This is a genomic window from Streptomyces sp. NBC_01571 (genome assembly GCF_026339875.1).
Lineage (GTDB): Bacteria > Actinomycetota > Actinomycetes > Streptomycetales > Streptomycetaceae > Streptomyces.
Genome location: NZ_JAPEPZ010000001.1, coordinates 7,207,485 through 7,220,313, shown reverse-complemented (window position 1 = coordinate 7,220,313; position 12,829 = coordinate 7,207,485). Strand labels below are relative to the sequence as shown.

General features: G+C 72.7%; 8 protein-coding genes. 2 read left to right on the top strand and 6 right to left on the bottom strand.

Features of this window, described 5'->3' with window-relative positions; translation table 11 throughout:
* Positions 1-152: 152 nt before the first annotated feature.
* The 3 genes from OHB41_RS32590 to OHB41_RS32580 form a co-directional block, all read right to left on the bottom strand.
* Positions 153-1,598: an aldehyde dehydrogenase family protein gene (locus OHB41_RS32590; protein ID WP_266701791.1), complete on the bottom strand. Its 1,446-nt coding sequence runs from the start codon at positions 1,596-1,598 to the stop codon at positions 153-155.
* 516 nt (positions 1,599-2,114) lie between these two features.
* The gene (locus OHB41_RS32585) at positions 2,115-3,773 is read right to left on the bottom strand and encodes a PucR family transcriptional regulator (protein ID WP_266701789.1); all 1,659 of its coding nucleotides are present in this window, start codon (positions 3,771-3,773) and stop codon (positions 2,115-2,117) included.
* A gap of 142 nt (positions 3,774-3,915) precedes the next feature.
* Positions 3,916-6,042 (bottom strand): ATP-binding protein, encoded by a 2,127-nt coding sequence (locus OHB41_RS32580; RefSeq protein ID WP_266701787.1) that lies wholly within the window; start codon positions 6,040-6,042, stop codon positions 3,916-3,918.
* Between the two features lie 420 nt (positions 6,043-6,462).
* On the opposite strand from OHB41_RS32580, the gene gabT reads away from it, so the two are divergent.
* Entirely contained in the window at positions 6,463-7,797 is a 1,335-nt protein-coding gene (gene gabT / locus OHB41_RS32575; protein ID WP_266701785.1) for a 4-aminobutyrate--2-oxoglutarate transaminase, read from the top strand.
* Between the two features lie 171 nt (positions 7,798-7,968).
* A complete protein-coding gene (locus OHB41_RS32570; protein WP_526024988.1) occupies positions 7,969-8,862 on the top strand; it encodes a phosphatase PAP2 family protein in 894 nt (297 codons plus the stop codon).
* On the opposite strand, the gene OHB41_RS32565 is transcribed toward OHB41_RS32570, so the two are convergent.
* The 3 genes from OHB41_RS32565 to OHB41_RS32555 all read right to left on the bottom strand — a co-directional run bounded on the left by OHB41_RS32565 (position 8,801) and on the right by OHB41_RS32555 (position 12,828).
* Positions 8,801-10,630, bottom strand: coding sequence for a chitinase (locus OHB41_RS32565; RefSeq protein WP_266701781.1), 1,830 nt, complete (start codon positions 10,628-10,630; stop codon positions 8,801-8,803). The genes OHB41_RS32570 and OHB41_RS32565 overlap by 62 nt on opposite strands.
* A 126-nt stretch (positions 10,631-10,756) precedes the next feature.
* Positions 10,757-11,212 (bottom strand): hypothetical protein, encoded by a 456-nt coding sequence (locus OHB41_RS32560; protein WP_266701779.1) that lies wholly within the window; start codon positions 11,210-11,212, stop codon positions 10,757-10,759.
* A gap of 197 nt (positions 11,213-11,409) precedes the next feature.
* Positions 11,410-12,828, bottom strand: a complete 1,419-nt coding sequence (locus OHB41_RS32555; RefSeq protein ID WP_266701777.1) for an NAD(P)/FAD-dependent oxidoreductase — start codon at positions 12,826-12,828, stop codon at positions 11,410-11,412.
* Position 12,829: the final 1 nt, after the last annotated feature.

The following is a 12,829-nucleotide window of genomic DNA, read 5'->3' as shown; positions in this document are numbered from 1 at the left end:
TGGTCCGCCGCCACCTCGACCTCAACGACAACGTGATGAACCCGCTCCGCACCGAGAAGCAGCCGATCTTCCGCCCCTGGAGCCCCGGACACGCCGACGGCCGGAGCCCCCGCACAGTGGACTCCGGCCGTCGGCGATCGTTCGGGCAGCGCTCAGAGTGCGAGGCCCGTCAGCACGAGGACGCGCTCGTAGGTGTAGTCGTCCATCGCGAACTTCACGCCCTCCCGCCCGACGCCGGACTGCTTCACACCGCCGTACGGCATCTGGTCGGCGCGGTAGGACGGCACGTCACCGACCACGACGCCGCCGACCTCCAGCGCCCGGTGCGCGCGGAACGCACCCTGCAGGTCGTGGGTGAACACACCCGCCTGCAGGCCGTACTTGGAGTCGTTGGCGGCGGCGAAGGCGGCTGCCTCGCCGTCCACCTTCCGCACGGTGAGGACCGGTCCGAAGACCTCCTCGCAGGAGACGGTGACGTCGTCCGGCACGTCGGCGAGAACCGTCGGCGCGTAGGAGGCACCGTCGCGCTTGCCGCCGGTGAGCAGCGAGGCGCCGGCCCCGACCGCCTCGTCGACCCACGCCTCGACACGCTTGGCCGCGTCCTCGCTGACCAGCGGGCCGACGTCGGTCTTGTCGTCCGACGGGTCACCGGTCACCTGGGCCTCGACGGCGGCGACGATGCGCGGCAGCAGCCGGTCGTACACGGACGCGTCCGCGATCACCCGCTGCACGGAGATGCAGGACTGGCCGCCCTGGTAGTTCGAGAAGGTGGCGATCCGCGTCGCGGCCCAGTCCAGGTCCGCGTCGCTCGCCCAGTCGGCGAGCACGACCGCCGCGCCGTTGCCGCCCAGTTCCAGGGTGCAGTGCTTGCGGGGCACCGAGTCCATGATCGCGTAACCGACCTTCTCGGAACCGGTGAAGGAGATCACGGGCAGGCGCTCGTCCTGGACGAGGGCGGGCATGCGGTCGTTGGAGACCGGCAGGATGCTCCACGAACCGGCGGGCAGGTCCGTCTCGGCGAGCAGGTCACCGATGATCAGGCCCGACAGCGGCGTCGCGGGCGCCGGCTTGAGGATGATCGGCGCGCCGGCGGCGATGGCCGGGGCGATCTTGTGGGCGCACAGGTTGAGGGGGAAGTTGAACGGCGCGATGCCGAGGACGACGCCCTTCGGGAAGCGGCGGGTCAGGGCGAGGCGGCCCTGGCCACCGAGGTCGGTGTCCAGGCGCTGGGCCTCGCCGCCGTTGAACCTGCGGGCTTCCTCCGCGGCGAAGCGGAACACGGAGACCGCGCGGCCTACCTCGCCGCGGGCCCACTTGATCGGCTTGCCGTTCTCGGCGGAGATGAGCTGCGCGATCTCCTCGGTGCGCTCGACGAGGCGGCGGCTCACGTGGTCGAGGGCGGCGGCGCGGACGTGGGCGGGGGTGGCGGCGAACTCGTCGCGTACGGCGTACGCGGCGGCCACGGCCTCCTCGACCTGGGCCTCGGTCGGGACGCTGACCTGGGCGACGACCCGGCCGTCCCACGGCGAGGTCACGTCGAAGGCGGTCTCGCCGGTGGCCTGGCGGCCGGCGAGCCAGAAGGCGTGGGTGGAAGTCATGTCGAGTCCCGGCCCTTCCGAGGTTGAGGAGTCGTCCTTGGTTTTCGTGGTCCACGGTAGGGCCGTGGCGGCGGAGGGGTATTTGTCCGAGCCGTAGCAGTCACCCGGCGGGGCACGCCGCTTTGTCCCGGTGACCTCGGGGTGTCTCGCCCCCGCCGCCCCTACCCGACCCATCCCATCCCTGGGGGCTCCGCCCCCAGACCCCCGCCAAGGGGCTGCCGCCCCCTGGACCCCCGCATCGCCCGAAGGGCTCGTCCTCAAACGCCGGACGGGCTGGAGACATGACCCCCGGCGTCAGCCTTCGAGGGCGACCCATCAGCGCAGGCCCGCACCCTCATCCCGTCCGGAACCATCCAGCGCACTCCAAAATCTCCAGCGCACACCGAAATCTCCAGCGCGGGCCCGCATCTCCAGCCCGTCCGGCATTTGAGGACAAGGCCCTTAAGGCCGGAGCGGGGGTCTGGGGGCGGCAGCCCCCAGGGAAGGGACGGGCAAGGGCGGCGGGGGCGAAACCCCCTATTCGGTGGCGGCAGCCGTCGTCTTCAGGGCCAGCCAGAGTTCCATCCGCACATCCGGATCGTCGAGGGACCTCCCGAGGATCTCCTCGACCCTCCGCATCCGGTAACGCAGCGTATGCCGGTGCACACCAAGGTCCGCGGCGGCCGCGTCCCACTGCCCGTGCCGGGACAGCCACGCCCGCAGCGAGGCCACCAGATCCCCCCGCCCGGTCGCGTCGTGCTCGTACAGCGCCCGCAGCAGTCCGTCGGCGAACGCCCGCACCGCGTCGTCCGCCAGCAGCGGCAGCACCGATCCCGCGGCCAGTTCCTCGTGCTCGACCAGCGACCGCCCCCGCCGCCGGGCGACGGACAGCGCCTGTTCGGCCTGTTTGTAGGCGGCGGCCGCGGCGATCGGCCCGGCCGGGGCCGACAGGCCGACGACCAACTCGTCGTCCTCGCCCGCCGGCTGCTCCCGGGCTCCGGTCCGCGCGGCGTCCAGGGCGAGGGCGTACTCCCCGCACGCGGCCACCGCCGCGCCTCCGTCGACCGCGAGCACGACCAGTCGCTCGCCGTCGGGCACGACGAGCACGGACTCGCCCGAGCGGGCCGCGGCCGACTCCACGATCTCGGCGAGCCCGCCGAGCGGGTCGCCGTTCGTGTCCGGCACCACCACCTGGGCCTTGGACGGTTTCGCCGCGGCGACCCTGGCGTGCCCGTCCGCGTGTGCCCGGGCCGCCGAGGCGGACGCCGACTCGGCCAGGATGAGCCGGAAGGGCGCGTCGAGCAGTTCCCCGTAGAGGTCCCCCGCCACGGTCCGGGCGTGCTCGGGCTGGCCGGCGAGCAGCATGCGCAGCACGGCCGCGCCGATCCGCTGTTCGGCCGCGTGCAGTGGCCGTGACCGCTCGGTGGTGAGCGTCAGCAGCGCGATCGCCGAGTGCACGGCGTACCGCTCGGCGGTGCCGAGGGCGGTGGCCGTTCCGACGGCGAGCGCGGCGCGGGGCCTGCGTCCGGTCCCGAGGGAGTGCAACTCGACGCGGTCCTCGCCGCCCACCACCGAACTCGCGGGGGCGGGCCGCTCGCGCAGCCGTTCCACGTCCGGGGTGAGCCGCCCGGCCCGCCGTCCGGCCCACTCGGGCGCGGCGGCGACGACGGCGCCCGAGGCGTCGTACAGCGCGGCCCAGCCGTCCACCTGTCCGGCGAGCGCGGCGAGCAGTCCCTGGGAGCCGTCGCTCAGGGCCTGCTTGGTCAGCTCGCGCTGCGCGGCGAAGCCGGCGGTCACGGCCCGGTACTGGTCCGCGGCGATCGCGGCCGACACGGCCTTGCTGATCGCCAGGAACGGCGTGCGCCGGGGTACCTCCAGCAGCGGGAGCCCTTCCTCCTCGGCCGCGTCGACGAGTGCCTTGGGGGTCTCCTCGTAGTTGACGCCGACCGCGAATCCGAGACCGACGACCCCCGCTCCCGCGAGCCGCTTCACGTAGCGCCGCATGGCGTCCGGGTCCTCCGCGTCCAGGGTGAGCGCGGTGATGAGCAGCAGCTCCCCGCCCTCCATGTACGGCACGGGGTCGGCGAGCTCGCTGACATGGGCCCAGCGGACGGGCACGTCCAGTCGGTCCTCGCCGGCCCGCACGGTCAGCTTGAGCGCGGAGTGGTGGACGAGCGAGGCGAGCGTGGGGGGCATGGGACCTTCAGGTCTTCACAGGATCTTCGACGGCCACGGGAGGTGTGATCTTTTGGATCTTTTGGCCGCAACGTATGAACGACCTATGTCGATTCTGCCTCACCGTACGGTCGGCCGGTGACCTGATGTCCGGACGCCCCGGTCAGCCGCGCAGATCCACCAGCAGGGGCGGCGCGTGCTCACCGCGCACGGTGGTGAGCGACAGCACCGCGTGCCCCGGCGGTACCCCGTGCGCCAGTTCGGACGCGGACCACCGCTCCCGTTCGACCTGCCGGACGGTGACGGCCCGTGCGGTCGGGGCGTGCCCGGTGATCACCCGCCGCAGCATGTGCACGGCCTTCCCCGCCGGGGTCTCCGCGATGATCTGCCGGTCGGTGACGTCCCGCGCCTCGATCCACTCCTTGCCCCACACCTCGGCGAAGTCCTGCCCGTCCCAGGGGGTGAGTCCGGACAGCGCCATCCGGCATCCGATGGATCCGAGCAGGGGGCCGCGCAGGGGGCGCGGTACGTCGTCGAGCGTGCGCAGCGTCAGCACGGCCCCGGCGTTGCCCGACCGCAGGCGCTGGATGCCCCGTACGGCCTCGGGTGTGACCAGTCCGGTCGCGTCGTCCAGTACGAGACAGGCGAAGAGCGAGCGGTCCTCGCGCACCGCGACGCTCGCCGTGAACTGCGCGAGCACGAGCCGCGCGAGGATCCGTGAGGCGTCGGCGTGCCCGCGCGCGGGCAGGTCGACGCGTACCCGCACCGGGTGGTCGAGGGCCCGCAGGGAGAAGGGCCGCGACTGTCCGGAGGTGTCGAAGAAGCCGGCGAAGGCGGGCCGGTCGAGCAGCGCGACACGGTCCGCGAGGACGCTTCCGACGTCGCCGGGGTGCCCCATCTGGCGCTCCCGGGCGTCGAGTTCCCGCAGCAGTGACTCCTGTCCGCCGTCCTGCAGTGCCTTGCGCAGCGCGCCGAGCGGTCCGGGCGCCCCGTCGAGGAGCTGCCGCAGTTCGGGCACGGAGGGGAAGCGCCCGTGGACGGCGCGGTAGGGGCCGAGCAGCTGGGCGAGCACGGTGGTCGAGCGCCGGCTGTCGCCCCCGGGGTGCGGGTCGGCGAGGTCCCCGACCAGCGCCTCGGCGAGCACCGCGGCGGCCTCGTCGGGGTCGGTGGTCCCGCCGTAGAGGTCGAGGTCGTACACGGACTCGGGGTTCCCGATCCGGACGACGACGTCGTACGCGTCGACGGGGCCGAGCCCGGCGCCCGCGGCGCCCACCACCACGACGGCTGCGCGCCCGGCGAGGGCGTGCAGGCACAGCGACTCTGCGAGCGGCCAGACGACCGCGCCGGTCTTGCCGGAGCCGGCGGGGCCGACGGCGAGCAGTGAGGTCCCCAGCAGATCGGGGCCGAGGGCCAGTCCGGTGTCGCGGTAGGCGTAGGGGTTGCGCGGGTCGTCGGCGGTCGCGCCGAGCCGTACCTGTCCGGTCACCAGGTCGTGGCGGGCGAGTCGGCCGGGCAGGTCGCGCTCGCCGGAGGGGTGCAGGCAGGCGGCGGCGCCGTCCTTGAGCACGGCGGCGGTGAACGTGGCGAGGCTGTGGCGTCCGCTGCGCACTCCCTGCCAGGCGCGGGCGATCCGGGCGTGGTCGACATCGCGCATCAGCCCGCGGCCCGCCTCGGCGGCGAGCCGGTCGGCGGCGTCGGCGGCTCCGGCGGCGCGCAGGTGGTTCCACTGGGCGGGGTCCTCCTCGGGCGCGGGCTGGCGCTCGTGGACGGGGGCGGCGCGGTGCCACGCGGGCAGTCCGTAGCGCCGCCAGACCTCACCCCAGCGGCCCAGGCGGCCGACGACGATCATGATGGCGAGGGCGATCAGCGTGTAGTAGCCGTACCAGAGGAACGCGTTGCCGACCCGGTCGTCGCTGTGGCGCCAGGAGTCGGGGGTGAACAGTTCGAGCGGCAGGACCCACCAGCCGCCGAGGTAGCCGTTCCACAGCAGCGACCAGACCAGCCAGCCCACCAGGAAGGCGATCACCGCGCCGCTCAGCAGTTGCCGGGCGGGGATCCGTTCCGGCTCCTGCTCGGGCCGGGGCCGGTAACCGAACCGCCACACCCCAGGGGCGGCCTCGGGCCGCGGTGCCCGCAGCCAGGCCAGGAACGCGGATCCGTCCGGCAACGGCGGTACGCCCGGTGCCCGGGCCGGCCGGGGTGGTGTCACCGCCGCGTCCGCCGGTCCCGCCGGACGCGGCACCGGCCGGGCATGCGTGCCCCGCGCGTCCTGGGTCCCGTCGCTGTCCATCGCCCTGCCCCCTGACCAGCCGCTCCCTGCTTCGTCCGCGAGTCAATCTAGTGCCCCTGCGGGGCGAGTTCACCGTTTACGGGGCTGCCCCCGCCGGGCGAGTTCGCGGTTCCCGGGGCGAGGAGCGCGACGGCACGGACCACCGGACCCTCGGCGCCGCCCGCGCGCGACGGCTCCCGCTGTGCGCGGTGCCTCCGCCCAGGGGTGCCCCTGTCCACGGTGTACAGGTCCGCACCCTGCTGCCCTCCCTCTATGTCCACGACGGACAACCGATCCTTCCGACAACGCCCACATGGAGCATGCCTTCCCTCGAGGGCCGGCCCTAGCCTGCGAAGAAAGAAGTCAAGCGTCCGAAAACACCCGCCCGGCGCCCCGTCCGCCGGGGACCGTCCGGTTCGCAAGATCATCAGGGAGCCCCTCATGACCGCACTTCCGCAGGAGCGCCGCGTCGTCACCGCCATCCCCGGCCCGAAGTCGCAGGAGCTGCAGGCCCGCCGTACCGCCGCGGTCGCGGCCGGCGTGGGCTCGGTGCTCCCGGTCTTCACCACGCGCGCCGGCGGCGGCATCATCGAGGACGTCGACGGCAACCGCCTGATCGACTTCGGCTCCGGCATCGCCGTGACGTCGGTCGGCGCGAGTGCCGAGGCCGTCGTACGCCGGGCCTCCGCCCAGCTCCAGGACTTCACCCACACCTGTTTCATGGTCACGCCGTACGAGGGGTACGTCGCCGTCGCGGAGGCGCTGGCGGAGCTGACGCCGGGCGACCACGCCAAGAAGTCGGCGCTGTTCAACTCGGGCGCCGAGGCCGTCGAGAACGCCGTCAAGATCGCCCGTGCGTACACCAAGCGCCAGGCGGTCGTCGTCTTCGACCACGGGTACCACGGGAGGACGAACCTCACGATGGCGCTGACGGCCAAGAACATGCCGTACAAGCACGGCTTCGGCCCGTTCGCGCCCGAGGTCTACCGGGTTCCGGTGGCCTACGGCTACCGCTGGCTGACCGGCCCGGAGAACGCCGGCGCCGAGGCGTCCGCGCAGGCCATCGACATGATCAACAAGCAGATCGGGGCCGACAACGTGGCCGCGATCATCATCGAGCCGGTGCTCGGCGAGGGCGGCTTCATCGAGCCCGCGAAGGGCTTCCTGCCGGCCATCAGCCAGTTCGCCAAGGACAACGGCATCGTCTTCGTCGCGGACGAGATCCAGTCCGGCTTCTGCCGCACCGGCCAGTGGTTCGCGTGCGAGGACGAGGGCATCGTCCCCGACCTGATCACCACCGCCAAGGGCATCGCGGGCGGTCTGCCGCTCGCCGCCGTGACCGGCCGCGCCGAGATCATGGACGCCGCGCACTCGGGCGGCCTGGGCGGCACCTACGGCGGCAACCCGGTGGCCTGCGCGGGCGCGCTCGGCGCGATCGAGACCATGAAGGAGCTCGACCTCAACGCCAAGGCGAAGAACATCGAGTCGGTCATGAAGGCCCGGCTGGCCGCCATGGCCGAGAAGTTCGACGTCATCGGCGACATCCGGGGCCGCGGCGCCATGATCGCCATCGAGCTGGTGAAGGACCGCGCGTCCAAGGAGCCGAACCCGGAGGCGACCGCCGCGCTCGCCAAGGCCTGCCACCAGGAGGGCCTGCTGGTCCTGACCTGTGGCACTTACGGCAACGTCCTCCGCTTCCTGCCCCCGCTGGTCATCGGCGAGGACCTCCTCAACGAGGGCCTCGACATCATCGAGCAGGCCTTCTCCCGCATCTGACGTCAGCCGCCGCACCCGCAACAGAGCCCGGCGGGCCGCCGACGGCGGATTCCGCTTCGTTCCGCGGCGGGTGCGGCGGGGGGCAGAGCGTGTGAAGAAGGTGTGCGAGGTGGATGAGAGGACGCGTTTGCGACTGTCGGTGCCGCATCCCCTGCCGTAGGTTCTACCCAGATGAGAGAAACACCCCGCCCACAGGGGACTGTGGGCGACACAGGGTCGAGGCCTCCCCAGCTTCGCCCTGGTCGTGCCCTCGCGCACACACCCGGAGCTTCCGGCTCCGGATCTTCTCACCGATCGGACAGTCGCCCGCCCCAAACCCCCCGGGGCGCGCGACGATCCGGTCTGGACGGCCGCCTCGGAACCACCCCCCCTGTTCCGGGGCGGCCGACCTTCCTCCTCGGCCTTCCCGGCCTCCTGGCGCTGCTCGGCTTTCCGGCCGCCCTCTTCGCGCTGATCACCTGGCAGGTCGTGGCCCACGGCCCCCTCGCCCGCGCGGACGAGCGCCTCAGCCGCTCCCTGGTCCACCCGGACCGCTTCTCCGAACTCCTCGCCGACCTGGGCGGCGTGCCCGTCGCGGTACCGGTGCTGGCCGTCACCCTCGGGTACGTGGCGCTGTCCGCCCGCGCGGCCGGACGGGAACGCTGGTGGCGCGCCCCGGCCGTCGCGGCGGTGCCGATGGCGGTCCTACCGGCGGTGATCGTGCCGCTGAAGGAACTCGTCGCCCGCCCGGGCCCACCGGTCATGGGCCCGGGTACGGGCTTCTACCCCTCGGGTCACACCGCGACGGCCGTCGTCGCCTACGGTTCCGCGACCCTGCTCCTCCTTCCGCGACTCCGTACCGCCCGCGCCCGCCGCGCACTGCTGGGGCTCTGCCTCGCCCTGAACCTGGCGGTCGCCTTCGGCCTGGTGCGCCGCGGGTACCACTGGCCGCTGGACGTCCTGGCGAGCTGGTGCCTGTGCGCGGTGCTGCTCACGGCGTCGGCCCTGTTCCCCGACCGGAGCGTCAGCCGAAGTAGCCGTCGAAGTTCCGCTGGAACTGCCAGCCCGCGAACCGGTCCCAGTTGACCGACCACGTCATCAGGCCGCGCAGTCCGGGCCAGGTGCCGTGGGGCGCGTACGCGCCGCAGTTCGTCCGCTTCGTCAGGCAGTCCAGCGCCTTGTCCACCTCCGCCGGGGACACATAGCCGTTGCCCGCGTTCACCGAGGCCGGCATGCCGATGGCGACCTGGTCGGGGCGCAGCGGCGGGAAGACGTTGCCGGTGTCTCCCGCGACCGGGAAGCCGGTGAGCAGCATGTCGGTCATGGCGATGTGGAAGTCGGCGCCGCCCATGGAGTGGTACTGGTTGTCGAGACCCATGATCGGGCCGGAGTTGTAGTCCTGGACGTGCAGGAGCGTCAGGTCGTCGCGCAGGGCGTAGATCACCGGGAGGTACGCGCCGGCCCGCGGGTCCTGGCCGCCCCACTTGCCCGTGCCGTAGTACTGGTAGCCGAGCTGGACGAAGAAGGTCTCCGGGGCCATCGTGAGGACGAACCCGGAGCCGTACCTGGCCTTCAGGGTCTTCAGCGCGGAGATCAGGTTCACGATCACCGGAGTCGTCGGGCTCTTGAAGTTCGTGTCGCTCGCGTCCAGGGAGAGCGAGTGCCCTTCGAAGTCGATGTCCAGGCCGTCGAGACCGTAGGTGTCGATGATCTTCGAGACCGAGGAGACGAAGGTGTCGCGAGCGGCCGCGGTGGTCAGCTGGACCTGGCCGTTCTGCCCGCCGATCGATATCAGCACCTTCTTGCCCGCGGCCTGCTTGGCCCTGATCGCCGCCTTGAAGTCGGCGTCGCTCTCGACCGTGGGGCATTCGGCGACCGGGCAGCGGGTGAAGCGGATGTCGCCGGACGTGGTGGAGGTCGGTTCACCGAAGGCCAGGTCGATGACGTCCCAGCTGTCGGGGACATCGGCCATGCGGGTGTACCCGGAGCCGTTGGCGAAGCTCGCGTGGAGGTAGCCGACGAGGGCGTGCGGGGGAAGCCCGGTCGATCCACCGGAACCGGCGGAGGTCGTCGCCGTCACCGTGGCCGACTTCGCGGACTCGCCCGCGTCGTTCGTCGCGGCGACCTGGAAGGCGTACGCCGTCGAGGGCGCGAGCCCGCCCACGGTGGCCGATGTCCCGGTGGCCGTCTGGACCCTGACACCGTCGCGGTAGAGGGAGTAGCCCGTCGCGCCGGTCACCGGCGACCAGGACAGGGCGACGGTCGAGGACGAGACGGTGCCGGCCGTCAGGCCGGTGGGCGCGGCCGGGGGCTGCCCCGCGTCGGCGCCGGGGCCGACGAGGGAGAGGTCGTCGGCGTAGTACGCGCCGGTGCCGTACCAGCCGTGGGTGTAGACCGTGACCCGGGTGGTGGTCGGGCCGGTGCGGAAGGTGGTGGTCAGGCGCTGCCAGTCGGGCGCGGACTGGGTCCAGGCGGAGACGTCGGTGGTGCCGGTGCCGCTCGCTCCGAGGTAGACATAGCTGCCCCGGACGTATCCGGCGAGGGTGTACGAGGAGTCGGGTCTCACGGTCACCGTCTGCGAGCACTGCGCGTTGTCGCTGCCGGCCGGGGTCGCCTGGAGCGCCGAACCGCCGCTCCTGACGGGTGTCTTCACGACGGCACCCGCCGTACAGGTCCAGCCGTCGAGGCCCGTCTCGAAGCCGCCGTTCCTGACCAGGTCGGCGTCGGCGGCACGGGCGGCCGTCGAGAGTGCGGCGAGGCCGGGCAGGGCCAGCACGGTGGCCGTGCAGACGGCGAGCAGCCTCCGGCGGAGCGGCAGCGGTCTGTTGGGGCCTCTGTGTTCGGTGCGTTCCACAACTGCCTCCAGGCATGGGGGAATTCAGGAGGGTGGAGCGCGCCCAACTTGGTCCAGACCAATCTGGTTGTCAAGACCTCTGCCGGTCGGCGCGGCTTCCGTGGGCGGCCGGGTCCGGTCCCGTGGTCACTGTCGGTTCTCGTTTCCGGCGAGACCCGCGGCCGCCTCGTGCATGGCCAGTTCGAGCAATGCCGGATCGGTGAGCGTTCCGGTGCCGTCCGGCGGGACCAGCCAGCGGACCCCGCCGGTCAGCCGGCCCGGGTACGGCACCACGATCCAGGTGCCGTGCCCCGCCGTGCGCACCCCCGTGCCGAGCCAGCGCGCCGCGGTGCCCGGCGGCACGAAGAAGCCCATCCGGGCATCACCGAAGTCGACGAGCACCGGGCCCGGTTGGTCGATCACCCGGGTGAGCACGTCGAGCGTCGGGTAGCCGAGCCGGCCCGGCAGGATCAGCACGTCCCAGAGCCGGCCGGCCGGCAGCAGCGCGACCCCCGCCGGATTGCGCTCCCACTCCCAGCGGCAGGCCTCGGGATCCGGCGCCACGGATGCCAGCCATTCGACCGCCGTCTTGGCCCCTGTCATGGCGGAACCTCCCTCTCTCCTCGTGTCGACGCTGGCCGCGTCAGAGGGGAGAGCGAGGTTCGGGCCGGGCATTACGCGGGTTCGGCCATCCGGTGGTGGTGAACCGGATCACAATGGGTGAGCTGGGCGTACGCCTGTGGATCAACGGCACTCCGAAGCGCCCCGGTGATCACCGATTGTGGTCACCGGTGCGGGCCTCAGCTGTCGAAGCCCAGCCCCAGCCGGTCCATGGCCCTCAGCCACAGATTGCGCCGCCCGCCGTGCGCGTCCGCCCGCGCGAGCGACCACTTGGTGAGCGCGATGCCGGTCCAGGCGAACGGCTCGGGCGGGAACGGCAGCGGCTTCCTGCGGACCATCTCCAGCTCGGTGCGCTCCGTGCGCTCCCCGGCGAGCAGGTCGAGCATCACGTCCGCGCCGAACCGGGTCGCGCCGACCCCGAGCCCCGTGTAGCCGGCCGCGTACGCGACCCGGCCGCGGTGCGCGGTGCCGAAGAAGGCCGAGAAACGCGAGCAGGTGTCGATCGCGCCGCCCCAGGCGTGGGTGAAGCGGACGCCCTCCAGCTGCGGGAAGCACGTGAAGAAGTGCCCGGCGAGCTTCGCGTAGGTCTCCGGGCGGTCGTCGTACTCGGCGCGCACCCGGCCGCCGTACGGGTAGATCGCGTCGTAGCCGCCCCACAGGATCCGGTTGTCGGACGAGAGCCGGAAGTAGTGGAACTGGTTCGCCGAGTCCCCCAGCCCCTGGCGGTTCTTCCAGCCGACGGAGGCCAGTTGGTCGGCGGTCAGCGGCTCGGTCATCAGCGCGTAGTCGTAGACCGGGACGGTGTACGACCGCACCCGCCTGACCAGGTTCGGGAAGATGTTGGTGGCGAGGGCCACCCGGCGGGCACGGACGGAGCCGTAGGGGGTCCGTACGGCCATACCGGCGCCGTGCGCCTTCAGGGCGAGCGCGGGGGTGTGCTCGTACACCCGCACCCCGAGCCGCAGGCAGGCACGCTTCAGACCCCAGGCGAGCTTCGCGGGGTGCAGCATGGCGACGCCGCGGCGGTCGTACAGACCGGCCAGGAAGGTCGGCGAGTCGACCTGGTCCCGGACCGCCGCCGCGTCCAGGAACTCCACGCCGTCCGCGAGACCCCGGCCGCGCAGTTCCTCGTACCACTCCCGGAGTTCCTCGGCCTGGTGCGGCTCGGTGGCGACGTCGATCTCGCCGGTGCGCTCGAAGTCGCAGTCCAGTCCGTAGCGGGCGACGGCCTCCTCGATCGCGTCGAGGTTGCGGGCGCCCAGTTCCTCCAGCTTCCCGATCTCGTCCGGCCAGCGGGTGAGCCCGTTGGCCAGACCGTGGGTCAGCGACGCGGCGCAGAATCCGCCGTTGCGGCCCGAGGCGGCCCAGCCCACCTCGCGGCCCTCCAGGAGCACCACCTCGCGCCGCGGGTCGCGCTCCTTGGCGAGCAGCGCGGTCCACAGTCCGCTGTAGCCGCCGCCGACGACGAGCAGGTCGCAGGTCTCGGCGCCGGTGAGGGCGGGCTCGGGGTGGGGCTTGCCGGGGTCGTCCAGCCAGTACGGGACCGGCCGGGCTTCGGAAAGAGACGTGGTCCAACGGGTCATGGCGCTCGGGGCCATG

Bases quoted from the DNA above. Each gene is read 5' to 3' on its own strand.
- OHB41_RS32555 (WP_266701777.1), bottom strand. From the start codon at position 12,828: ATGGCCCCGAGCGCCATGACCCGTTGGACCACGTCTCTTTCCGAAGCC.
- gabT (WP_266701785.1), top strand. From the start codon at position 6,463: ATGACCGCACTTCCGCAGGAGCGCCGCGTCGTCACCGCCATCCCCGGC.
- OHB41_RS32580 (WP_266701787.1), bottom strand. From the start codon at position 6,042: ATGGACAGCGACGGGACCCAGGACGCGCGGGGCACGCATGCCCGGCCG.
- OHB41_RS32560 (WP_266701779.1), bottom strand. From the start codon at position 11,212: ATGACAGGGGCCAAGACGGCGGTCGAATGGCTGGCATCCGTGGCGCCG.
- OHB41_RS32590 (WP_266701791.1), bottom strand. From the start codon at position 1,598: ATGACTTCCACCCACGCCTTCTGGCTCGCCGGCCGCCAGGCCACCGGC.
- OHB41_RS32570 (WP_526024988.1), top strand. From the start codon at position 7,969: ATGAGAGAAACACCCCGCCCACAGGGGACTGTGGGCGACACAGGGTCG.
- OHB41_RS32585 (WP_266701789.1), bottom strand. From the start codon at position 3,773: ATGCCCCCCACGCTCGCCTCGCTCGTCCACCACTCCGCGCTCAAGCTG.